Origin of the sequence: Alteribacter keqinensis, assembly GCF_003710255.1 — a bacterium.
In the GTDB taxonomy this organism is placed as follows: Bacteria; Bacillota; Bacilli; order Bacillales; family Salisediminibacteriaceae; genus Alteribacter; species Alteribacter keqinensis.
Genome location: NZ_RHIB01000001.1, coordinates 2,127,642 through 2,151,520 on the forward strand (window position 1 = coordinate 2,127,642; position 23,879 = coordinate 2,151,520).

A 23,879-nucleotide genomic window follows, 5' to 3' on the forward strand; every position below is an offset into this window, starting at 1 on the left:
ATGAAGCAGCTTACAGGTTTCTAAATGCGGCTATCCTCCTTTTACAAAGTAAAAGGAGGAATTTTTATGGGGAATACTAAACTCCACGAAACCACAAAAGCCCTCCGTTGCACCTTTCCTAAGCATTCTCTTAACCGAATTGCCAAAGAGAACAAGTTCATTGTAAGAAAGAGGAACCTGGAGGTATTACCTTTTTACTGCTCTGTGTAAGCAACCAAGTTTCTGTCGGTAACGATACACTTAATGACCTATGCGAAAAGTTATCGAAAGAAGGTGTCCGTATATCACCTCATGGTCTTAATGAACGATTCAGCAAGCATGCAGTAAGCTTCCTTCGGCAGATCTTTTTATACTTATTAAACAGTGTAAAATTTGAAACTCAAGCTATTCACACCTGCTTTTTTTCGCGCATTCGCATCCTTGACTCCACTTCTTTTGCATTACTTCGTTCTTATTCTTCTTATCGTGGATCAACGAAATCTGGTGTAAAGATACAGTTGGAGTATGACATTCTTTCAGGAGAAATATTGTTAATTGAAGTGCAGGAAGGAAGGTGGAGTGATGTAGCTTTTTCGAAAGAGACAACAGGAACTATTAAAGAAAAGGCCCTCTTGGTTCGTGATTTAGGCAACCACGCGATAGATATCTTCAGTGATATACTGACGAAGAACGCATATTTCTTATCACGCTTAAAAACAAATATCAACGTTTACAGAATATGGGAAAATGCTTTTGAACCGGTAAACCTTGAAGAAGAGACAAACCATTTGATGCCTGGAGAATCACTTCAATTAAATGATGTTTACTTTAAGATATAAGAAGTATCAACACATCCCCCGTTTAATTACCTTTCGCCTTACTGAAGATCAGAAGTTTAAAAGGGAGGATAAGCAGCTTAGAGACACAAAAAAGAAAGGCACGACTCCCTCAAGTCGCACCCTCAATGAAAACCATAATACCCTTGTCACCAAAAGAACTGTTTCAAATACTTACATCTCCACATAAGCTAACAAACTTTTTTTCAATACCTTGAAGGTCTTCGAAGATGATGCAGAAAATGTAAAAAGAAGAAACAGGACATACCGTTTATAGTCTTAAAAAACACGATAAATAAGGGAGAGGGAACAGAACTATTAAGGTTTAAGAAAGGTTTTGTAATGATCAGTTTTATCAAAAAAGGAAGTGGAGCGAAAGGCGGCGACTCCAGCGACGAGCGTTTACATCACGAATAATCATCGAGTTGCTTCGACGCAGATACTTCGAAGCATACGCTAGTAGAGGAAGAAGCAGGAAAAACCCAACCGACGACCCCGCAGGGCGCTCTTTCCTGAGGAGGCTGAAGCGATGCCCGCGGAAAGCGTCCGCCTGTAGCGGAATTTATTTAAGTTCAAAAAATCTTCCAAAAAGAAGCTTCTTTGTCATGTCTAAATTACCAGAGGAAAGTAAGTTTCTAAGTTCTGCTTAACTTGACGGCTATGGGGCAAACCCCCTCTCCCATCACCACCGAAAAAAAACCAGAAGGGATCTTCTCCCTTCTGAGCCTGAATACCTTAACGGCGTTCTCGAATATCCTGTTGAATTTGATCAACGAACTCGTCGAGGCCGACAACTTGTGTTTCCTTTTGTCCGTAGCGGCGTACGTTTACACTGCCCGACTCGATCTCTTTATCCCCAAGAACGAGGAGGTACGGAATTTTTTGCATCTGTGCTTCACGGATTTTATAGCCGAGCTTTTCGTTCCGGCCGTCCACGTGTACGCGGGCTCCGGCTTCACGAAGCTTGTCTTCCACTTTGCGGACGTATTCGTCGTGAACGTCACTTACACCTATCAGCTGAACCTGTACCGGTGAAAGCCATACCGGAAGGGCACCTTTGTACTCTTCAAGAAGGAATGCCACAAACCGTTCCATGGTAGATACAACACCACGGTGGATAACAACCGGGCGATGCTCGTTTCCATCGTCCCCTACGTAAGTGAGGTCAAAGCGTTCCGGCAGGTGGAAGTCGAGCTGAACAGTTGAGAGTGTCTCGTCTTTTCCAAGCGCTGTCTTCACCTGTACGTCAAGCTTCGGACCGTAGAAAGCCGCTTCTCCTTCGGCTTCCACGTACTCTACTTTCATATCGTCCATGGCTTCTTTTAAGAGTGCCTGTGCTTTTTCCCACATTTCATCGTTGTCTACATACTTCTCAGTATCTGCCGGATCGCGGTAGGAGAGGCGGAAGTAGTAGTTGTCGATGCCAAAGTCACGGTAAACGTTCTGAATGAGTTCCACTACACGGATGAACTCTTCTTTCATTTGATCGGGACGGCAGAAGATGTGAGCATCGTTGAGTGTCATGGCACGAACACGCTGAAGCCCCGCAAGAGCACCACTCATTTCGTGACGGTGCATTGTACCAAGCTCAGCGATACGTACCGGTAAATTGCGGTAGCTGTACTTCTGATGCTTGTAAACCATCATATGGTGAGGACAGTTCATCGGACGAAGAACGAGCTCTTCGTTATCCATCTTCATGGAAGGGAACATGTCATCCTGATAGTGATCCCAATGACCGGATGTTTTGTAAAGCTCGGAGCTTCCTAATACCGGCGTATACACGTGATCGTAGCCAAGCTTTTCTTCAAGATCAACGATGTAGCGCTCTACAGTGCGGCGGATTGTTGCTCCTTTTGGAAGCCAGAGTGGAAGTCCCTGACCTACTTTTTGGTTTACTGTAAAGATTCCAAGTTCTTTACCCAGCTTACGGTGATCACGCTCTTTTGCTTCTTCAAGCATCTTCAGGTGCTCATCAAGCTGCCCCTGTTTTTCAAACGCAGTTCCGTAAATACGCTGAAGCATTTTGTTTTTACTGTCCCCGCGCCAGTAAGCACCGTTGATTGTCATAAGCTTGAATTTCTTGATTTTCCCGGTAGACGGAAGGTGAACGCCCCGGCAAAGGTCAAAGAATTCTCCCTGCTCATAGATGCTGATTTTTTCCCCTTCAGGAATATCCTTAAGTAGCTCAAGCTTCAGGTCGTCACCGATTTCTTCGTAGCGGCGGACCGCTTCTTCACGGCTGACTTCCTTACGCTCGATAGCAAGGTTTTCGTCTGCAATACGCTTCATTTCCTTTTCGATCTTCGGAAGATCTTCCGGAGTCAGTGTGTGCTCCATATCGATGTCGTAGTAAAAACCGCCTTCAATGACTGGCCCTACTCCCAGTTTTACATTGTCAAACAGGCGCTTTACTGCCTGTGCAAGAAGGTGTGCTGAACTGTGACGGAGTATTTCCAGACCGTCGTCACTGTCGAGTGTCACAATTTCAATATTTCCGGACTGGGTAATCGGGGCTTTTAGGTCGATCGGACTGCCGTCGAGTTTTCCCGCCACAGCTTTTTTCTTAAGCCCCGGGCTGATGGAAGCAGCTACATCTTCTGTTGTCGTCCCTTGTGGAAACTCCTTCTCTTTTCCATCCGGAAACGCCAGTACAATTGCTTGGTTAACTTCTGCCATGGTGTGTCACTCCTTTAGTTTTAGAAATACAAAAAACACCCGTCCCAATAAAGGGACGAGTGCTGTCATTTATATACCCGTGGTTCCACCCTGATTCCTGAAAGCACACTTCACGCTTTCAGCTTCATTTTATCGGTAACGGGGTGGCCGTCAATAGTTAATAGGTGTATACCGTTCCCTATTGAAGTTCAGAGGTGGTAACCCTGTTTTTCAACACCCTGGAAGCTTTCAGCCGGTGACTTCCTTCTCTTATGAGCTGTAAAAACGGATCGTGTCCTCATCGTAACTTTTGTTTTTCGTAAGTCCTTATGTTACGTATTATAATCACCCGTCATCCGAAATGCAACAGCAGATTATGAGGTTTTATCATCTTATCCACGATTGTCCGTTTTCATTCATGTTCCGGGTACGGCTCCTCACAAATACAGATTCTTTCCTGAAAAATAGCGAGCAGTGTGCGGAGAATATTTGCCTGGCCTTCGTCAGAATAAAGATACACACGTTCAGGGGCCATACTCACAAGAGGACTGATGATCCGCTCTGAAACAGGAAGTGATCCGTCAAACGCAACCTCATCGTCCAGCATCCTCAATATATGGGGCAGTGTAAAGCGCTCTCCGTCTGTATCATACATGGACACAGGGGTATCGTTGAGTACCACGTGAACCTCTGAATACAGCGGTGGCTTTTGGACAAGATACTGTCTGCAGGATTCGACCATCAGCTGATAGTCCTGCTCCATCTTATACTCGTCAATCGCAATTTCCACAGCTTCTGTTAAGTCCTTTTTCATATTCCGAAGTCTGAATTGAAGGAAGGACTCAAAAGAAAAGCTTTCCGTCTCTTCAATCATGCCCCGAAACAGGAGATAAAGCTCTCGTTGAAGCTCGTTCATTCCAAAGTCCAGATGAAGATCCTCATGCTCACCACTAATGATTTCCCTTGTCAGAGCAACAATATCTTCAACTTCTTCCGTTCCCTGAAAATAAAACCGGTCCCGAACGACCGTTTCAAGCCAGGAAGTTAGATAATGCTTCAGTGTGAAATTCGTCATTACTGCACTGACCGTGGAAAAGGCAAGTGACAGCCTCTCCTCATTATGGTTGTGAAATGTAATGGACACGCAGGTATCATCATCATTTTTAGAAAGTGAAATATCTTCATTCAACTTATCGAAAGTACATAGTGACGTTGTCAATTGCTCGTGACAATTCCGGCATTGCTGACTAACTTCAAACTCGATCGTTACCAACGGCAGCCCCTCCCAAACGTGCAATTGAGTTGAGGGTCTTGGGCGTTTACCTGCTATGCTTCTTCAACTCTTTGCAAACATCTAGTACATATATATGGGGCTGTCCTCATTTTATGTTTACCTGTTTTGACTTTTGTCCGTTTATTGCTTACAGCTTCGTATCATCCACGCTGTTCAGGTACGCTTCTATGTCACCAATGACTGCATTTACTGTGCCGTCCTCAAACGGGGAAAGTAAACCGGCTTCGTTTACAAGGGAAGTAAAGGACTGACTTCCTCCGGCCTTACATAAGGATAAATAATCATTCCATGCACGATCCCAGTCGTTTTTCATGTTTTTCCAAAACTGAAACGCACAAATTTGAGCAAGTGTATAGTCGATATAATAAAACGGCCCCTGAAAAATATGCCCCTGGCGCTGCCAGTAGCCGCCGTTCTCTAAATAGCTGTTATCCCCGTAATCACGGTGAGGAAGGTATTTCTGTTCAATCCTACGCCAGGCTTCCTTTCGTTCCTTCGGCGTCGCCTCAGGGTTTTCATAAACAAAATGCTGAAATTCATCAACCGTCACACCGTATGGGATAAATAACAGACCGGATGACAAATGTTCAAATTTGTACTTCTCTACGTCCTCTTTGAAGAACGACTCCATCCATGGCCAGGTGAAAAATTCCATGCTCATGGAATGAATTTCTGCTGCTTCCATTGTCGGAAAATTGTATTCCGGTACAGAATAATGCCGGCTTTCAAACCCCTGAAACGCATGTCCTGCCTCATGTGTAAGAACATCAATGTCTCCTGAAGTGCCGTTAAAATTGGCAAAGATAAACGGTGCCTGATATTCACTCAGGTATGCACAATATCCTCCGCCCTGCTTCCCTTTTTTACTGAGGAGATCCATCAGATCATTTTCCTGCATAAAATGGTAAAATTCCTTCGTCTCAGGAGATAATTGCGCGTACATTTTCTCACCATTCGCAATGATCCATTCAGCGTCTCCTTTTGGTGTTGCGTTTCCGGATTTAAAACTAAACGGTTCATCATAATACTTGAGTGTGTCAACACCAATCCGGTTTTGCTGCCGTTCTCTTAACTTCACAGCAAGAGGTACAATGTGTTCAGCTACCTGATCGCGGAACCTGGCAACCATGTTCTTGTCGTAATCGGTCCGGCTCATTCTTGCATAACCAAGCTCCACAAAGTTCTCGAAGCCCAGCTTCTTTGCAATCTTCGTTCTCACTTTTACAAGTTCATCATAAATACGGTCAAAGTTTTCTTCGTTCTCACTCATAAATCCGTAGCGCGCTTTTGCAGCAGCCTCTCTCACTTTGCGGTCCGTGTTCATTTCAAAAGGAGTAAGCTGGGACAGCGTTCGCTCTTCCCCTTCAAAGTCAATTTTAGCTGATGCAATAATCTGATTGTACTCTGTAATAAGCTTATTCTCTTTTTGCAAGTCTTCAATAACCGCTTCATCAAACGTTTTTAATGACATTTCAGCCAGCCGGAAAAGCTGCTTTCCCCACTTCTTTTCGAGACCGCTTCTGAATTTCGCATTCACAAGTTCCCGGTATACGTTGGTCGAATAGCCCTGAAGGACAGGGGAAATTTCATCTATGTAGTCTTGTTCCTTTTTATAAAATTCATCGTTCGTATCAATAGAGTGACGAATGTACACAAGAGAACATTGAGTGTCCACCTCACTCCGGAGCTTGTTAATGGCTGCCAGCGACTCACTCTGTTCTTCAAAGCTTGATGATTCCTTAAAAGATTTCAACAGTTGTTCAAATTGCTGCTCTACTTTTTTTACATCAGGGCGAGTATACGTCATATCATTAAATTTCATAAGATCAATCCTTCCCGTTATGGTTGCATACCTTTAACAATTTCGTGATGGGGGGTACTGAATCCTCTAATTCTGAAAACGATGTTGGTTCCGGTTTCACACAGACATTACATCAAAGAGGAGGGGACCAAAGTGAGAATCCATATTAATAAAGGAAATTTAAAGGATTTATTTAGCTTCGGTGAAACAAGCGGAGGTGCAATGGTCTCTGGGTTAAAGAGCTGTTAGTTTATTAAAATGTTGATTGGAGCGAATGCGCGACACTCCTGCGGGAGGAACGGGTGCCGGGGAGACCCCGCAAGTGCGCAGCGCTGAGGATCGAGCCGCCCGCGGTGCAATGAGCGGAAATCAACATCTGAGTTTATAAAGCCTAAAAAACTCCGGAAGCCTGATACGGCTCCCGGAGTTTAACTGTTTTATTGTTTAGTTTTGCATAATGAAGTCTTTTTCCGCCTGCTCGTCGCCTTCGAACACTCTGAGGGTGTTGTACTTTGTATCACGCTGGGCAGGGGTTTTACCCGCTTCACGAATCAGACGGAGAATCAGGTTGGTATCCACTTTGTGCGTTGCACCTGCTGCAGATACTACGTTTTCCTCAATCATCGTACTTCCGAAATCATTACATCCGTAAGTGAGTGATTTTTTCCCTACTTCAGGCCCCATCGTAACCCATGATGATTGGAAGTTTGGAACGTTATCAAGGAAAATTCTTGAAATAGCCAGGTTTTTCAAATACTCTTCAGGAGTAACCTTCTCTGCCTTCATGTTCGTATTGTCAGGCTGGAACGTCCATGGAATAAAAGCAAGGAAACAGTTCGTTTCGTCCTGGGCATCACGAACACGCTTTAAGTGAAGGGCCCGCTCTTCCATGGTTTCCCCAAATCCGATAACCATGGTGGCTGTTCCGTGCATGCCGACTTTTTTGGCCGTCTTCATACACTCGATCCACTCTTCCCATGTTCCTTTTAAGCGGCTGATCCGCTTTCGGGTTCGGTTGTCGAGAATTTCAGCCCCTCCGCCTGGCAGGGAATCCAGACCGGCTTCATGAAGTTCAGTTAACACTTCTTCCAGTGACAGACCTGAGACTTCAACCATCTTCCAGATCTCAGCCGGGGAAAAGGAGTGCATCGTAATATCAAAACGTTTTTTGATCTCTTTTAGAAGATCCGTGTAGTAGCTGAAAGGAAGATCAGGGTTTGTTCCCCCCTGCATCAGAATTTCTGTACCTTCTACATCTTTTGTTTCCTGGATTTTCTGGAAAATCACGTCATTGTCCAGTACATAGCCGTCTTCATGTCCCGGCGGACGATAGAAAGCACAGAATCGGCAGTATGTGTCACAGAAATTTGTATAATTAATATTGCGTCCGATAACAAATGTCGTAATCGGTTCCGGATGCCACTTCTGCATCATTTCATTGGCAACGGCTCCGATTTTTTCCACTTCATTACTTTCGTAAAGTTCAATCGCATCTTCAACTGAAATGCGCTCACCAGACCGTGCCCGTTCTAAGATGTGATCCACACTCATGTATATATCCCCCATCCTGACTAAGCTTATGTTTATGAATCTATTAAAATGGAAAACTTGCCCCGCATACAAAAGAATAACGGATATCTTTCGCTTCCCGTTAATCTCTCCATCCTATCGTAACATAGAAAAGGATGAAATAAACAGGAAAAAGCCAGGCTCACACCCGTACCTTTTCCTTACGCATTATACGTCCGACGGTTCGTGCCTTTCATTGCGATTTCTTCATTCAGGTGCCGGATCCGCTCCATAATCCTCTTCGCTTTCAGCACTTCAATGTTCTCAACGCCACCACGGTTTGTATATGTCAGATGGGTTTCCAGTTCATCAAGATCGTAGTTCGAGGTAAATACGGTAGGCAGCTTCTCCATCATTCTGTATTGTAGAAGAGCTCCCAGAATATCGTCACGTACCCAGGCACTCATCGTTTCCGCTCCGATATCATCAAGAATCAATACCGGAACACGCTTGACCGTCTCCAATTTATCCTGATAGCTTCCGTCCGTAATTCCCTGCTTCAGTTCCCGGAAAAAATCAGGTGTGTAAATAATCATGGATTCGATTTCCCGCTCTGCAAGAGCATTACTCACCGCCCCCATCAAGTAGGTTTTCCCAACACCAAAGGAACCTGTAATATAGAGGCCCTTTCCGTCTTCTCCCGGCTTTGTTTCCTGGGAAAACTGGAGGGCTTTTTTAATGGCGGTGACTCTTGACGCATTATCCTGATCGATATCCTTAAAGGTAACAGCGACAATTTCTTTAGGAATATACAGACTTTTAATAAAGGAAGCCTGACGCTTTCGCTCATCGGATTTTTTCTTAAGAGGACACGGATGATAGGATACCTGAATATCGTCCCGGTACATTTTCAGTTCCGGCTGATAGCCCTGCATCAGATTCGGGCAGTTTTCAAGGCCCGGACACCGGTCACAGTTGGCCCATTCCTTTTTATATTGAAATAAGTCATTTAGATGTCTTTCTATCTGCGCTTCTGTCAGGCCGTTCTGTTTAGACAGAAACGCCTGAATTCTGCTATCTTCAAGAACTTCCTGCATTAATGCCTCAAGGCGTTTTTCAAAATTTCCGCCGCTCAGCTTACGAATGGATCTTCCGATTGGTTCCATCTGTATCCCTCCCTACTTTTTATTTTTCTCATATTGCTGCATCAGTCTGGCAAGCTCTTCTTTTTCCCGGTCCAGATCCTCTTCAGGTTGTTTTTGACTGGTCTTCTGCTTTCCTTCAACCTGTTCTTTTTCCTCAGCAAGCCATTTTGGCAGCCTTTCTTTTCTTACCTGCTTAGACTGGCTTTTATTTTGACGCTTTCCGCCAAACCCTTGCTTCTCCGCTGCTTCTTTCCGGTTTTTATGCTCCTGCCTTGCAATCACCATTGCTTGTTTAACGGTCGTAATATTTTTACGGCTCCACTGGCCGGCAATTTTATCGGCAAACCCTTTTGTAAGCTTCATATCGTTCACCATCAGAATGTAGTCAATGAGAACATTTACAACACCCGGGTGAAGATGATAGTCGAGCATAAGGTTTTCAACAATCTTCATATCTGCCGGAGGCACCTTTGCCCCTGCACTCCGGTTTTCAAGCATTTCCATTGGAGAGGTCGTTTCGTAATAACGGATCATTTTTTCTTCTTCACTCACTGGTTCCTCTGTCTGTGAAACAAGATGACCCGGCTGCTTTCGCAGTGCAAGGCTCGGTGGATCCTGGCTGTAAATCATCCGGTACCGCCGTTGAATCAGCTTCCTCAGTTCTTCCGTATCAAGCTCGTCTTCATGGATCATTGTATCCTGCACAAACTTGCTCATTTCAATAGGTTCTACTTTATATACAAAGGCCAGTTGGGAGAGCGTACGTTTTACTGCAGGCTTTTCCAGCACTTTTTTATTAATGAATGGCGGGAGATCCGCAAGCATCAGACTGAAATCAAAGTCAGTCCCTTCAAACCGGTAAGCATTCCCTTTCTCTTTTTCACCGCGAAGGGTCTGATCGTTTACTTCCAGCTCCTCACTGTAGGAGATCATCTCTGACTGATGCAGTGACTGAAATACGTGATCAAAGGAGCGGGTGACATCTTCAGTTTCCGTAATATCCTGTCTTTCAAGAGAAAAGCGGTCCCTGATCCGTCTGTATTGCTCTTTTCCAAGCCTGTTATACAAAAACACACTGAGGACATCGTCTCTGAAAAAAGCATCGGGTGTAAGGGGCTTTTTCAAATCATAGATATATACCACTTCTTCAGCGTCTTTTTTCCGGTAGGTTGACATAAGCCCCATGGCTTCGAGCTTTTTCCGCTCGTTAAACAATTCGTTCAGAGGCTGTCCTGTAAGGACGATCAACGTCTGGTGCTGTTTTTCCTCTCCAGCCGAATGCTCCGCTTCTGTCCAGAGCGTCAGATAAAGGCTGTAGGCAAGAGCGCCGATCAGGGGCTGATAAAGCAGCGTCAGGGCATCCCGGTCTGTATCATGAAGTTTGTCTTTCATTTGTACACGGTAACGATCGATGGGTAAAAGTTCTTTCCAGTGCATGACCCGTATTCCCCTTATTTCCAAAGTATCTTTCCCTATTGTACCAAAGTCCTTCTCTTTGCTCTATCGAATGGAGTCAGGGAATTGTAACCTTCTCCAAAACGAAAAAAAGAGCTTCTTTCCCGCCGGACGGAAGCCCTTTTCACGATTATGAATCTTTATTATCTGCTCTCTTTAACAACTCTTTCAGTTCATCAACAAATACATTGATATCCTTAAACTGACGGTAAACTGAAGCAAACCTAACATAGGCTACATCATCAATGGCAGCCAGGCGCTCCATAACCTGTTCACCGATATCATGACTGTCGATCTCAGAAATGCCATGGTTTCTAAGCTCACGCTCAACTTCGTCTACGACATTCTCCAGCTTTTCAAGGGGTACAGGGCGCTTTTCACATGCCCGGATCAACCCTCTTAAGATTTTTTCTCTTGAGAATTCTTCCCTGTTACCATCTTTTTTCACAACAATAAGCGGCGTTTTTTCCACCCTTTCAAATGTCGTGTAGCGGTAACTGCAGGATTCACATTCCCGGCGCCTCCGAATGGAGCGGCCTTCATCACTCGGGCGGGAATCCAACACACGTGTTCCGTTATTCTGACAGCTTGGACATCTCATATTATCTTCTCCATTCCTGTCGCCCGGTTAAAACCCTTGCGTTAAATTATCACCTAAACCTGCACCGACAAATGTCAGGCGGCCGTTTAAACTTTTATACAATTCGTAGATCAGTTTTCTGCTGTAGCCGAAATCCACCGGCAGTACTGTTTCAGTCGTTACAGAAAAATCGACAGCCGTCCGGTATGGCCTTACCATAATAACAGTTGCCACAAGGAAGATTTTCTTCCCTGAATCGGCCCTTACAATAATTTCTCCCCGTTCTTCAGACACGGACTGGACTTTTAGCCCCTGGCGCTGGTTAATCATTGCCTGAACTTCTTTCATTACTTTATCCTTCGAGGATTTGTAATAATGCGTCTGCAGCTTTTCATCCGGGTGCTTTTCCCGTGTTTCCGTATGTGTGCTTATGTATTTTTGAATAGTATCTCTAAATCCCATTATTCATCCCACCTTAGCACTTTAAGAATAGCAGGAAATAACAGCATGTTCAATATTTCCGGAAAATTGATGCGATTTCTGTCGGTAATTTTGGTCTTTATTCAATTGTGGTTTGTCATGAAATGAAAGGGCTTGCTTATAAATAAAGAAAGCGAGGTGTAGATATGGATTTTCTTCAGTTTATCGTAGATGAAGCACTGATCCTGATTCCGGTTTTGATGATTATTGGAAAGATCATTAAACAAACGCCCCGGGTTCCGGACTGGCTCATCCCCTACCTGCTGCTTGGTCTGGGAATTGTATTTACAACTTATCTCATAGGCTTCTCCATGCAAGCTGTAATACAGGGAGTGCTTGTTACCGGTGCAGCTGTTTTCGGTCATCAGCTTATTAAACAGACGAGAAGGGCAGGCGGGAGAAAGGAACAATGAAAGTAAAAAAGAGAGCGGTCCATCAGTCTGATGAGTCGCCCTCTTTATTTAACGCCGTTTTATGAATAGATTGTTGCTATTTTCACTTCTTTAGTCCAGAGAATTAAGATGAAGAAAAAAAATATCCTGGCTGTTGAAAAAATGTTCTTCTTAGTGATATAGACTGTTGATCCCGCTTGCATATCCTTCGTTTTCCGCGGTGGTACCTCCTCGAGCTAAGCGAAGCATTGAAAAAGTCCATTTTCTTTTAAATTGGCTCAGAAAAGTTAGGTGTTGATCTACGCTCATTGCACTTTCCGCGGGCGGTTCGGGAGCCTCCCAGCATGCTGCTTCTCCCTCTGCCGGCTAAGCTCTGAAGCTTTATGCGTCGAAGCAACTCGAATCTTATTCATAGAGCAGTGCTTGTGCTTGACCAGGTCTTCCCGGAACTCGCTTTTCCACAGGAGTGTCGCTCATTCGCTGCAATCAACACTTTTTTATAACGCCCACGACCTTTAGCACTTCAAAAAATCAAAACCAATTCAGGTTACATTCAGAGCCCTAAGGTTGTGACATTATTATCAGATTTTGACTTTTTCAGTGGCCTCCTATGCTTTGCGGGGTCTTGCCTGGCCCCTACTACACTACTGCAGGAGTCTTCGGACATTCCGGCTGCATTCCTATTTCATCGCTGCAAAAGTGTTTGTGAAAACAACTATCCTCTTTTATAGAAGCGAGAAACACAAGCTTAGGTATATAGGTTTCTCGACAATTTGAACAGGTTAAGAAAAACTGTCTTACGATAAAAGACTCCCATCCCCCATGACGTACGAAATAGGCATGCGGTTTTTTTCGGTAAGGTTTCTTTATCCTCTGGTTCTCAACGCCTTTTTTTGCGGAGTTGAACAGAATACGTGAGACTCCTGCGGAAGTGTGAGAGAGACCCCGCAAGGGCAAATCCCTGAGGAGGCTCGGTGCGAATCCGCTGAAAGGGAGCGTATTCCGTTCAACCAAGCCACCCTCTTCATCGTTTCAAGATTTCAAGGTTAAATAAAAAATACTTCCGAAGCCGTCCGGCCAAGGAAGTATTCTATATTAGTTAGTCGTTGCAGATAAGGCTCTTTCCGTGCGTGGTTCGCCGACTTTAATCGGTCCCATGCCCCGGGGAACTTCTACTGCCTCTGTTAGTTTAGCATCCAGGTGTTCCGCAATGTAATTTGAAGCAATATTCGGGTCAATTCTGTCTCCACACGTATATACGTCAATACTTGCGTATCCGTGCTCCGGGAAACTGTGAATGGTAAGGTGTGATTCACTGATAATGACAACTCCGCTTACACCGTGTGGCGCAAACTTGTGAAAAGCCACTTCCCGTACTTCTGCCCCTGCTTCAAGTGCTGCATTTACAAATAATTTTTCGATAAATCCCATGTCATTCAGCTTTTCGATGTTGCATTCCCAAAGTTCTGAAATGACGTGTCGTCCCATGGTTTCCATACCGAAATCCCCCTTTACTATGTTTCATGCCTTCCTTACTAAGCATGGAGGAATGGATCACTACGGGGGAAAGTTAGTCCAGAGAGGTCCTAACCCTTAAGTACCGATCATCCCTACTATTGCTTTTATTCGAAGATCACGAAAAATAGTATACTTCCTTTGCATTTTTTTTGCAATGGTTTTTTGGGTGGAAAAGAAATCAAGGAACGCCAATGGTTCTTAGGCAGTCACTTCAGATTGAGCGGTAAGAGCTTCGCCAACATGCTCGATCAGGTTAACAACGCGGCAGGAATAACCCCATTCGTTATCGTACCAGGCAAGTACTTTTACCTGTCTGTCGTTTAGAACCATCGTTGACAGTCCATCGATAATTGAAGAGTTCTCGTTTCCGTTAAAGTCAACACTTACAAGAGGGTCTTCAGTGTACCCGAGAATGCCGGACAGTTCATTATCAGCAGCGTTTCTCAATACATTGTTCACCTGTTCCACTGTAACATCGGTTTCAAGGTCCACCACAAGGTCAACAAGGGAAACGTTCGGGGTTGGTACACGAAGTGCCATTCCGTTCAACTTCCCTTCCAGTTCAGGAAGCACCTTTGCAATGGCTTTAGCTGCACCGGTTGTAGTCGGAATAATGGACTGTCCGCATGCACGTGCACGGCGAAGGTCCTTATGCGGGTTATCGATGTTTTTCTGGTCATTTGTATACGCGTGTACCGTTGTCATCATTCCCGATTTAATACCGAAAGCTTCATTTAACACCTTTGCTACGGGAGCCAGACAGTTCGTTGTACACGAAGCATTTGAGATAATATCATGGTGCTTCGGATCATACTTGTCTTCATTTACTCCGTATACAATTGTAATATCTTCATCTTTGCCCGGTGCTGTGATTACAACTTTTTTCGCACCTGCTTCCAGGTGGTAGGAAGCGGTTTCCTTCGTTTTGAATTTCCCTGTCGCTTCAACAACGATGTCAACGCCGAGTTCCTTCCATGGAAGTTCAAGCGGATCTCTATTATTAAGTAGTTTTACTTTGGAACCGTTTACAATTAAGTGATCATCAAAAGCTTTTACATCTCCCATAAAAGGTCCGTGGACCGTGTCATGCTTAATAAGATGAGCCAGCGTTTCTGCCGGGTAGGATGCATTAATTGCCACCACTGATAGTTTAGTATCCAGCACTGCTTTACGGAAAACCATTCTGCCGATTCGGCCAAAACCGTTGATTGCGATTGTCGTCATTTGAGAAGGCCCCTTCCATCGTATATGTGTTATACTATTCAACATTAATTTCAATTTTAGTATAACATATATTATGCAAGTAGGACGGAAATTTCGAATAAATTTTTGCGGAATGGGTGATTGTCTATTCCGAGTCAGGGTTGAAATCATGGAGCATGGGTAGTCTCTGATGGACTGTCCTCTCCGCGCCGTCACATCGACCGGTTTCCTGATCGATTGGCCGGTTTCCTGCACAAAAAGACCGGGAAGAACCCCTCCCGGTCAATTTTATTACCCTATACCCCAGCTTTTCAGGACTCCGGTAAGTTCGTTTCTCGTTTCTTTCACAGTCCCGCTGTTATCAATCACCGCATCCACACGCGTTTTTTTCTCATCCAACGGCATCTGCGAGTTAATCCTGCTTCTGGCATCATCCTCACTGGACGCGTCCCTCGCCATCAGCCTCTTCAGTTGTGTACCGGCATCTACGTAAACAAGCAGGGTCCGGTCAACCAGATACTCCAGTTCACTTTCAATCAGCAACGGAATGTCTAAAACCACATGGGGATGACCGGCTGAAAGGAGATCGTCACGCTGTTTTTTCATCTCACCGCGGACAGCCGGGTGAACAATGCTGTTTAGCTTCTTTCGCTTCTCTTCATCATTAAAAATAATTGACCCTAGCTTTTTCCTGTGAAGAGTGCCGTCATCATGAAGCACTCCTCTGCCAAAAGCCTGTACAATTTTTTCATATGCCTCATGCCCGGGCTCTACGACTTCCCGGGCAATGACATCGGCATCGACAACAGGGATTTCCCAGTCCCCCATCATTTGGGAGACTGTGCTTTTTCCACTGGCGATGCCGCCTGTTAGTCCGATAATCATTTGCTCCTGACACCTCACTCTATAATAGAAGGCATTGGAAAAAGTTAAAGATCGAACTTTTCAGTGCCTTCTTATAGTTTCCAGATACCAAGGACAATCAGAACAACACCTGGAATAAAAGAAAGGCTCTTCATCCATTTTGCATCAGCAAAAACATAGCCGCTCCTCATACCGAGTGTGAGGCAGAATACGCTCATAAATGCTACGCTTACAGCCATCATGACTGGTGAAAAACCGATCAGCGCAGCCCCGAGGCCTGCACCAAATGCATCCAGAGAAAGAGCCAGCCCAAGGAGAAATGCTTCCCGTCCGGTAATTGTTCCCGAGTTATCCAAGTCAGCTACCATCGGCTTTCTCAGTACGGTAATGACGATACCCAGTTTCTTAATTTCAAAGTTAAAGATGTACTCCCGTTCTTCTTTTGTTTTCCGGTCCTTTTTGGCAGGGTTATAAATCTGGTAAAGGGCCCATGCACCGATCAGGATCAGGATAAAGCCTCCGATTGTCTCAGCCATCCCCGGGCTCATGACCCTTGCAATGGCTGTACCGATCGTCATTGCAAGTAAGATTGACGTTGCCGAACACAAAGCAATAAATACGAGCGACCTGGCTGGTAACTTCATTTTTCTTAATCCATATGTCAGACCAACACCAAAGCTGTCTAAGCTTACGGCAAAGGCCAGTAGCAGCAGGGAGAGTAATTCCACCATTACCATTGCAGCTCCTTCCCATAACCATCGATACGATAGTATATGGCATGAGCCCATCCAATGTACGAAGGAATTTTACAATCAATCAGCCCTCCCCGCCTACGATGGCTGGCAGACAGGGCATGTATGAGTGCCGCGCCCTCCTACAACTGACCGTTCCACTTCTGTACCGCATTTTTTGCAGGTTTGACCGGTCTTTCCGTAGACAAATAATGATTGCTGAAACATCCCCATTTCACCTTGTCCGTTTACATAGGATTTGATGGATGATCCGCCCTGCTCCACAGCTTCTTTAAGGGTTTTGTAAATAGCTCCGTGAAGCTTTACTGCTTCTTCTTCTGTGATTGTATTTGCTTTTCGTTCAGGGTGGATACCTGCAAGAAAGAGAGCTTCGTCCACATAGATATTCCCAAGACCCGCGAGCACTGTCTGGTCCAGAAGCGCCGATTTAATAAACCTTGTGGTGCGGAGAAGCTTTTCTCTCAAATGTACCGGTGTAAAAGCATCCGTAAACGGTTCTACTCCCAGATGTGACAGAGGCAGATTTTGAAGTTCTTCTCCTCTCTCGAACAGATGCATCGTTCCGAACTTCCGAACGTCACGATATCTGAGTTCTTCCCCGTCCTTAAACCTGAACCGCACATGGGTGTGCTTATCCACTTCCTCATCAGTTTGGAAAAGTCCGTAGCGTCCTTCCATTCTGAGGTGGGATACGAGTGTCCATGTATCGAGGTGAAAAAGAAGGAATTTTCCCCGTCGTCCGATGCTTTGGAACGTTTCCCCTTTCAACATATCAGCAAAAGCCCCCGCATCATCCGGACGCTTTACCATCCGGGGCCAGGAAACAACCACTTCTTCAATTGTCTTTCCTGTAACAAGCTGCTCAAGAGTCCGCTTGACAGTCTCTACTTCCGGTAATTCAGGCATAACCATTCATCCTTTGTTTCATATTAAATGTGCCTCAAAAAATATAAGATTTTTATTTTGCGTCGTACCATGTCTCCCCGTATGACACGTCGACCTTCAGAGGGACGTTAAGTTCAATGGCGTTTTCCATCACTTCCGGTACGAGTATTTTCATCGTCTCAATTTCATCTTCCACAACTTCAAAGATCAATTCATCGTGTACAGACAGAAGGAGGCTTGATTGGAGCTGTTTTTCTTTCATTCGTTCAGCAATATCCACCATCGCCTTTTTAATGACGTCGGCAGCACTTCCCTGGATCGGCGTATTCATAGCTGTGCGCTCAGCAAAGCTTCTCTGGTTAAAATTACGGCTCGTAATTTCAGGCAGATACCTGCGGCGGTTCAGCATCGTCGTAACATATCCTTTATCTCTTGCTTCATCAACGATGTTTTCCATATATTCTTTTACCCCCGGGAAGCTGTCAAAGTACCGGTCGATAAAGCTCTTCGCTTCCTTACGGGTGATTCCGAGACTCTGGGAAAGCCCGTAGTCACTGATACCGTAGACAATTCCGAAGTTAACCGCTTTGGCTGTCCGGCGCATGTTCCCTGTGACCTCGGCTTCTCCCACGTTAAAGACATCCATAGCTGTTTTCGTGTGGATGTCCATGTCTTCACGGAAAGCCTTGACAAGGGTTTCATCCTGACAAATGTGGGCCAGAACACGAAGCTCAATCTGGGAATAGTCTGCTGCAAAAATAACGGCATTTTCCCGTTCCGGAACGAAGGCATGACGGATCTTCCGTCCTTCCTCCAGCCGTACAGGAATGTTTTGCAGATTCGGCTCAGTCGAACTCAGACGCCCGGTCTGGGTAAGTGACTGGTTAAAGATCGTGTGAATCTTTCCTGTTTTCTTGTGAATAACTTTAAGAAGTCCTTCAATATATGTTGAGTTCAGCTTCCCAAGCTGACGGTACAAAAGGATCTTTTCCACAACCTCGTGGTGATCCTGAAGTTTTTCAAGAACATCGGCAGAAGTGGAGTAGCCCGTTTTTGTCTTTTTCACAACAGGAAGATTAAGCTTTTCAAAAAGTACTTCTCCTAATTGCTTCGGCGAATTAATATTAAACTCTGTTCCTGCAAGCTCATGAATTTCAGCTTCAATTTCAGCAAGCTTCTTTTCAAGCCCTGCACCCATGTTCTCAAGCTCTTCACGGTCGACAGAAACACCATGCTTTTCCATGCGCCCTAAAATAACACTGAGAGGCATTTCAAGGTCATAAAATAATTCTTTCTGTTCATTTGCAGTCAGCTCCTCGTCAAGCTCGTCCCGAAGCTCAAAGATCGCTTTTGCTTTTCTTCCTAAATGCTGATAGAGTGCGTCACCTTCTGCCACTTTCCGCTTCTTGCCTTTCCCATAAACCGATTCGTCATGCTGGACACGGGTACTCTTTTTACGTTCCGAAATATCCGCCAGATCGTGGGCACTTGATGAAGGATCGATGAGGTAAGAAGCAATCTGGACATCAAACTCAACTCCGTCAAGGGTGATCCCCTCCCATCCGAGAGCGACTACAGACCGCTTGGCATCATACATAAACTTCGCATGTTCTTTGTCTTTTGCCCACTCGGCAAAAACGTCACTTTGAAGGGCCACCTCTGAAGAAATGAAGTACGTTCCTGTATTATTTGCAATAGAGAACCCGACAATATCAGCCTGATGATAATTTTCATTGAGGGATTCCACTACAAGAGCAGACGGGGATACGAGCATGTCACTTGTCAGTTCCGACACTTCTGTTACAGAAAGATCCTCCATCTCTTCGCTTTCCGCTTCTCTGTCTCCATCGAATTTATCCAGGAGTGATTTAAATTCAAGCTCTTTAAACAGTGCCACAAGCTTTTCCTGATCATGCTCGCCCATTTTCGTATCCTCAAAGGACACGTCTACAGGAGCGTTGCACATAATGGTTGCCAGTTCTTTGCTCATGAGTGCCTGTTCTTTGTTGGCTTCCAGCTTCTCTTTCAATTTCTTTCCGGAAACTTCATCCAGGGATTCGTAAACGCCTTCTACTGTTTTATGGGCTTTCAGGAGTTTCAGTGCTGTTTTTTCCCCTACACCGGGAACACCTGGAATATTATCGGAGCTGTCTCCCATAAGCCCTTTCATGTCAATAATCTGAATTGGAGTAATACCGTATTTTTCATCAACGAGCTTTTCATCGTATGTATCCATATTCGTGATGCCTTTTTTCATCATCGCTACATGAATGTTCTCATCTACAAGCTGAAGGAGGTCTTTATCTCCGGTGTAGACTTTCACTTCCCAGTTTTCCTTTGAGGCCTGTTTGCTTAAAGTACCGATGATGTCATCAGCCTCATAATTTTCCACTTCGTAATGCTTGATACGGAATGCATCCAGAAGCTCTCTCATATATGGAAGCTGCTCTGAGAGTTCCGGAGGTGTTTTTTCTCGTTTGCCTTTGTATTCCTGATACGTCTCATGGCGGAATGTTGTTTTGCCCGCATCAAACGCTACAAGCATGTGAGTCGGCTTTTCTTCTTCAAGTACTTTCAGGATCATTGTTGTAAATCCATATATCGCGTTTGTGTAAATCCCTTTTTCAGTGTTCAAGAGTGGCAGGGCAAAAAACGCACGGTAAGCCACACTGTTTCCGTCTACAAGAACGAGTTTGTTCACGTTCAACACCTCAGCTTTTATTATTAGCGGCCTGTCCGCCGCTTTAATTCATGATGTATTCCTGTTTATTTTATCAAACTTAACAGAGAGAAGGAAATTCAAGCTAGGAAGTATGGATGTTGATGCTGCCTCCATGCCTTTCGCTTTCGCGGGGGGCGCCGGTGAGCCCCATCATGCTCCGCGCATGGACGCAAATTAACACCAGAGTTTAACAGAGCAAACAAAAAAAGACCGGAAGCTCAGGGGTGGGCTTCCGGCTAAACAAGGGGATGTAACATAAATGCAATCCGAGAGATTACATTCATATGAAACAGTACATATATAATGTACCGCACCATTTTTAAGGTGAAGTATCGAAATTGTAAAGTTACTGTAAAGATTTACATGTCTTTTTTCTCTTCCACCCTTTTTTATAAAAAGTAACTTTAAAAGTTGTTCCCTTGTTCACTTCACTTGTGACATCAAGCCTGGCTTTATGAGCTTCCGATAAGTGTTTGACAATGGCAAGACCCAGGCCTGTTCCCCCTGAGTTTCTGGAACGTGCACGGTCTACTCTGTAAAAACGTTCAAAAACCCTTGGAAGCTCTTTTTTAGTTATACCAATTCCCGTATCTTCCACTTCAAGAAGGACCGTTTCTGCCTGCTCCCGCACCCTCATGGTTACATTTCCTTCTTCCGGCGTATACGAAATCGCATTGTTCACAAGGTTTAAAATCACCTGCTTCAGACGGTGAGGGTCCCCTTCAATCTTTGGATTTCCCATAACTTTCGTTTTCAGGTCGATTTTCTTTTTATCTGCCTGTTCCTGAAGCATCATTTTCACATCTTCAATCATTTCATGGAGGTCAACTTCCTGCCAGTTTAGGAGAAAATGGCTTCCTTCAATTTTTGAGAGCTCAAGCAGATCATGTATCAGACTTTCGAGGCGGTCCGATTCTTTCGATATAATCGTCAGAAACTTTTCTCTGAGTGCAGGATCTTCCATCGCCCCGGCCAGAAGGGTCTCTGTGAACCCCTTCAGGGACGTAACCGGCGTTTTCAACTCATGGGAGACGTTTGCCACAAAGTCTTTACGTGCTTGTTCAAGCTTTTTAAGTTCTGTAATGTCATGAAACACGAGAACAATCCCCCGCAGCTTTTCATTCGACCCGATAATCGGCGCTCCATACACATCAAAATGACGCATCTCAATCCCGATCGGAAGCTCAAGGTGCCTGCGCTTTCCTTTTTCAGTAAGAAAGATCTCCTGAACGAGCCTGATGACCGTTTTATGACCGATGGCTTTGTAATAAAGCTTATGGAGCCACAAATCAGTATCTTCCTGGAACAGGTCCTTACACGAGCGATTCACAAGGGTAATGTCACCTTTTGCGTTAATAAGAAGCAGTCCGCTCCCCATATTTTCTATAAGGGTTTCAAGGTGTTCCTGCTGCATCTGATAGGTTTTTGTAATCTGTCCGAGATTTTCAGCAAGAACGTTCAGCGACCTGTTAAGGTGACCTGTTTCATTTGCCTCTCCTTCAAATGTACGGGCTTTGAAGTTTCCCTGCGCCAGCTGCTTAGCCACACGGGTTGCTTCTTCAATCGGTGCAATCATCTGATTGGTCAGCTTGGATGTGAGGGCAAAAATAATTAAAAAGGCAATGGAAAAACTGACGAGCAGGAAGATCCAAATGCTCCGGTATACGCGGTTCATTTCTCCCAAAGTAAGACCGAGACGGAGATAACCGATGGTTTCACCATTATTTTGAAGCTCTGTGGCATAGTAAAGAAGTTCTTCCCCCAGGGTGTTACTCATTCTGATTTCACTACCCGCGCCTTCATTAACCGCTTCCTCAATTTCAGGTCTTCCGCTGTAGTCCTGGTCCTGTGAGGGGGATTCAGCAGATTCAGCAACAACCCGCTTTTCTGAATCAAGAAGAGTAATCCGAACGTCAAGTTCAGCAGCAAGAGTACGGACAAGCTCTTCAAGTTCGGCCGTATTCTCCATTCCCGTCTGCTCCACGTTATAGGCTATTACTCCCGTTTCTTTCTCGATCCGGTCGCCCATCCGTTCAAAATAAAACTCCTTAAACAGCGGGCCAAGTAAAGCACCAAGACAGGCCAGAACGATAAAAACAATGAGTGTTAAAGGAAGGATGAACCGCGCACGGTAACTATTCATTTAGAGCTGGCTCCTCCAGCTTATAGCCCAATCCCCTGATTGTTTTTATATACACAGGTTTTTTCGTATTTGGTTCAATCTTTTCACGAAGATGGCTGATGTGCACATCCACAATCCTTGTATCCCCTACAAACTCATAATTCCACACTGCGTTAAGAAGCTGGTCCCGGGTCAGGACACGTCCTTTGTGGTTAACCAGGTAGAGGAGAAGTTCGAATTCTTTGGGTGTCAGCTCCATTGGCTGATTTCTAAGAAACACTTCATAGTTGTCAGGATGGATTTCCACATCGCCGATGACTAATTTGTGCACTTCTTTTTTTGTTTCTTTTTCTGAAGCCGTTGCCTGGGTTCTTCTCAGAATCGCTCTGATTCTTGCTACGACTTCCCGAGGGCTGAAAGGCTTTGTTAAGTAGTCATCCGCCCCAAGTTCAAGACCGAGCACTTTATCAAACTCATCATCTTTTGCTGTCAGCATCAAAATCGGAGTCATCACTTTATTCTGGCGGAGCTGTTTACATACTTCCAAACCGTCCAATTCAGGAAGCATCAGGTCAAGTACAATAAGGTCAAATTTTTGATTCGCCGCTTCGTCCAAAGCTGACTTGCCGTCCATAGCCGTTGTTACGGAAAAACCAGACTGCTCCAGGTTAAACTGCAAAAGCGTAACAATTGATTCCTCATCGTCTACTACAAGGACTTTGTGAGACATGTATAATTCCTCCCGCGCCTGCTCTTGACCCCCAAAATCAATGCAGAACAAGATAATATATGTACTGTTTCATCTTTTCTTTTCGCTGTTTCCGGAGTTGCCAGAGGCTATTTTCTTTTTTGTCTATGGGCTCTGTTATCGCGTAATCGCTTTAGCACAGCCTTCTTTTTTTATGAAGTGGGATATTCAGTCATCCCTCTTTTCATATTACTATATTTTTATATTTTTACAAAGGCTGTGTAAACATACAGAAAACAAACACAAAGACAGCCAGTGCTGCCGGCACCTGAATATGCGATTCATCCTTCTGTGACTGAACCAAAAAAGCCGCCTCAACTGAGACGACTGCCTGATATTGATTAAAAGTTTTCAAACGTTCCGGCATCCTGGGTAACAGGCTTCCACGGATAAGGAGGGCAAACTTCCATTACCCCTTTGACGATCTCTCGACCGTCTTCGTCTGTGCCCTGGACTTCGACCGTCACAAGATGTTTCTTTTCATCCACACTCACTACTTCGACTGACAGTGTCAGTCTCCCGTAGTGATAAAGAGGTGCGGGATACTCCAGTCTCTGGCTTAAGACCGCGCTTCCGGGACCCGGCAGGTGCATAGAGACCGTGGAGTTAATGATGCCGTTAATCATAATATGAGGAACAATCGGTTTTTGAAAAGGCGTGCGTGAAGCGTAATCGTGCTGAATATAAATCGGGTTTGCATCGTCAGAGAAACCGAGATACAACAATATATCTTTATCTTCAACTTTCTTTGAAACTTCGACTTTCTCCCCAACCTGAAGATTGGAAATGACCGTGCCGAGTTTCCGTTTTTTCGTAAACATCAGACATCCCCTCCTGCTTGTCATTCATTCGAATCTAGTATGCCCGGATCGTAAGCGCTTACAATTGGATGTAAGAATAAATCCGGTTTTAGCAACCGGATTTATTCTTTGAGTA

20 protein-coding genes are annotated in these 23,879 nt (G+C 44.7%); 2 read left to right on the forward strand and 18 right to left on the reverse strand.

From position 1 onward, the window contains the following. The first annotated feature begins 410 nt into the window (after nt 1-410). Nucleotides 411-818, forward strand: coding sequence for a transposase (locus EBO34_RS20920; RefSeq protein WP_283234590.1), 408 nt, complete (start codon nt 411-413; stop codon nt 816-818). A gap of 732 nt (nt 819-1,550) precedes the next feature. On the opposite strand, the gene thrS is transcribed toward EBO34_RS20920, so the two are convergent. The 8 genes from thrS to EBO34_RS10400 form a co-directional block, all read right to left on the reverse strand. Beyond that, nucleotides 1,551-3,494, reverse strand: coding sequence for a threonine--tRNA ligase (gene thrS, locus EBO34_RS10365; RefSeq protein WP_122897950.1), 1,944 nt, complete (start codon nt 3,492-3,494; stop codon nt 1,551-1,553). Between the two features lie 391 nt (nt 3,495-3,885). Then, the gene (locus EBO34_RS10370; protein WP_122897952.1) at nt 3,886-4,746 is read right to left on the reverse strand and encodes a putative sporulation protein YtxC; all 861 of its coding nucleotides are present in this window, start codon (nt 4,744-4,746) and stop codon (nt 3,886-3,888) included. A 148-nt stretch (nt 4,747-4,894) separates the two neighbouring features. Further along, nucleotides 4,895-6,589, reverse strand: coding sequence for a M3 family oligoendopeptidase (locus EBO34_RS10375; RefSeq protein ID WP_122897954.1), 1,695 nt, complete (start codon nt 6,587-6,589; stop codon nt 4,895-4,897). Nucleotides 6,590-7,012: 423 nt separating this feature from the next. Next, the gene (gene mqnC / locus EBO34_RS10380) at nt 7,013-8,119 is read right to left on the reverse strand and encodes a cyclic dehypoxanthinyl futalosine synthase (protein WP_122897956.1); all 1,107 of its coding nucleotides are present in this window, start codon (nt 8,117-8,119) and stop codon (nt 7,013-7,015) included. 179 nt (nt 8,120-8,298) lie between these two features. After that, nucleotides 8,299-9,243: a primosomal protein DnaI gene (dnaI, locus tag EBO34_RS10385; RefSeq protein ID WP_122897958.1), complete on the reverse strand. Its 945-nt coding sequence runs from the start codon at nt 9,241-9,243 to the stop codon at nt 8,299-8,301. A 12-nt stretch (nt 9,244-9,255) separates the two neighbouring features. Beyond that, a complete protein-coding gene (locus tag EBO34_RS10390) occupies nt 9,256-10,659 on the reverse strand; it encodes a replication initiation and membrane attachment family protein (protein WP_122897960.1) in 1,404 nt (467 codons plus the stop codon). Between the two features lie 148 nt (nt 10,660-10,807). Continuing rightward, on the reverse strand, nt 10,808-11,278 hold the full coding sequence (nrdR, locus tag EBO34_RS10395; protein WP_122897962.1) for a transcriptional regulator NrdR: 471 nt from the start codon (nt 11,276-11,278) through the stop codon (nt 10,808-10,810). A 27-nt stretch (nt 11,279-11,305) separates the two neighbouring features. Next, the gene (locus EBO34_RS10400) at nt 11,306-11,719 is read right to left on the reverse strand and encodes a DUF1499 domain-containing protein (protein WP_122897964.1); all 414 of its coding nucleotides are present in this window, start codon (nt 11,717-11,719) and stop codon (nt 11,306-11,308) included. A 164-nt stretch (nt 11,720-11,883) separates the two neighbouring features. Between EBO34_RS10400 and EBO34_RS10405 the strand changes: the two genes are divergently transcribed. Then, nucleotides 11,884-12,150 (forward strand): phage holin family protein, encoded by a 267-nt coding sequence (locus tag EBO34_RS10405; RefSeq protein WP_122897966.1) that lies wholly within the window; start codon nt 11,884-11,886, stop codon nt 12,148-12,150. A gap of 1,074 nt (nt 12,151-13,224) precedes the next feature. On the opposite strand, the gene speD is transcribed toward EBO34_RS10405, so the two are convergent. The 10 genes from speD to EBO34_RS10450 all read right to left on the reverse strand — a co-directional run bounded on the left by speD (nt 13,225) and on the right by EBO34_RS10450 (nt 23,764). Next, complete coding sequence (gene speD, locus EBO34_RS10410) at nt 13,225-13,626, reverse strand: adenosylmethionine decarboxylase (RefSeq protein WP_122897968.1); 402 nt, start codon at nt 13,624-13,626, stop codon at nt 13,225-13,227. Nucleotides 13,627-13,845: 219 nt separating this feature from the next. After that, a complete protein-coding gene (locus EBO34_RS10415; RefSeq protein WP_122897970.1) occupies nt 13,846-14,871 on the reverse strand; it encodes a glyceraldehyde-3-phosphate dehydrogenase in 1,026 nt (341 codons plus the stop codon). Nucleotides 14,872-15,141: 270 nt separating this feature from the next. Next, nucleotides 15,142-15,735: a dephospho-CoA kinase gene (gene coaE, locus EBO34_RS10420; protein ID WP_122897972.1), complete on the reverse strand. Its 594-nt coding sequence runs from the start codon at nt 15,733-15,735 to the stop codon at nt 15,142-15,144. A gap of 71 nt (nt 15,736-15,806) precedes the next feature. Then, entirely contained in the window at nt 15,807-16,445 is a 639-nt protein-coding gene (gene ytaF, locus EBO34_RS10425; protein ID WP_122897974.1) for a sporulation membrane protein YtaF, read from the reverse strand. A gap of 99 nt (nt 16,446-16,544) precedes the next feature. Further along, nucleotides 16,545-17,372, reverse strand: a complete 828-nt coding sequence (mutM, locus tag EBO34_RS10430) for a DNA-formamidopyrimidine glycosylase (RefSeq protein ID WP_122897976.1) — start codon at nt 17,370-17,372, stop codon at nt 16,545-16,547. A 52-nt stretch (nt 17,373-17,424) separates the two neighbouring features. After that, complete coding sequence (gene polA / locus EBO34_RS10435; protein ID WP_429699424.1) at nt 17,425-20,061, reverse strand: DNA polymerase I; 2,637 nt, start codon at nt 20,059-20,061, stop codon at nt 17,425-17,427. Nucleotides 20,062-20,419: 358 nt separating this feature from the next. Continuing rightward, entirely contained in the window at nt 20,420-22,216 is a 1,797-nt protein-coding gene (gene pnpS, locus EBO34_RS10440) for a two-component system histidine kinase PnpS (RefSeq protein WP_122897981.1), read from the reverse strand. Further along, nucleotides 22,209-22,925, reverse strand: coding sequence for a response regulator transcription factor (locus EBO34_RS10445; protein ID WP_122897983.1), 717 nt, complete (start codon nt 22,923-22,925; stop codon nt 22,209-22,211). The genes pnpS and EBO34_RS10445 overlap by 8 nt, the downstream gene beginning before the upstream one ends. A 226-nt stretch (nt 22,926-23,151) precedes the next feature. Then, nucleotides 23,152-23,298: a hypothetical protein gene (locus EBO34_RS20695; RefSeq protein WP_183163811.1), complete on the reverse strand. Its 147-nt coding sequence runs from the start codon at nt 23,296-23,298 to the stop codon at nt 23,152-23,154. After that, the gene (locus EBO34_RS10450) at nt 23,285-23,764 is read right to left on the reverse strand and encodes a MaoC/PaaZ C-terminal domain-containing protein (RefSeq protein ID WP_183163812.1); all 480 of its coding nucleotides are present in this window, start codon (nt 23,762-23,764) and stop codon (nt 23,285-23,287) included. The genes EBO34_RS20695 and EBO34_RS10450 overlap by 14 nt, the downstream gene beginning before the upstream one ends. Between the last annotated feature and the right edge of the window lie 115 nt (nt 23,765-23,879).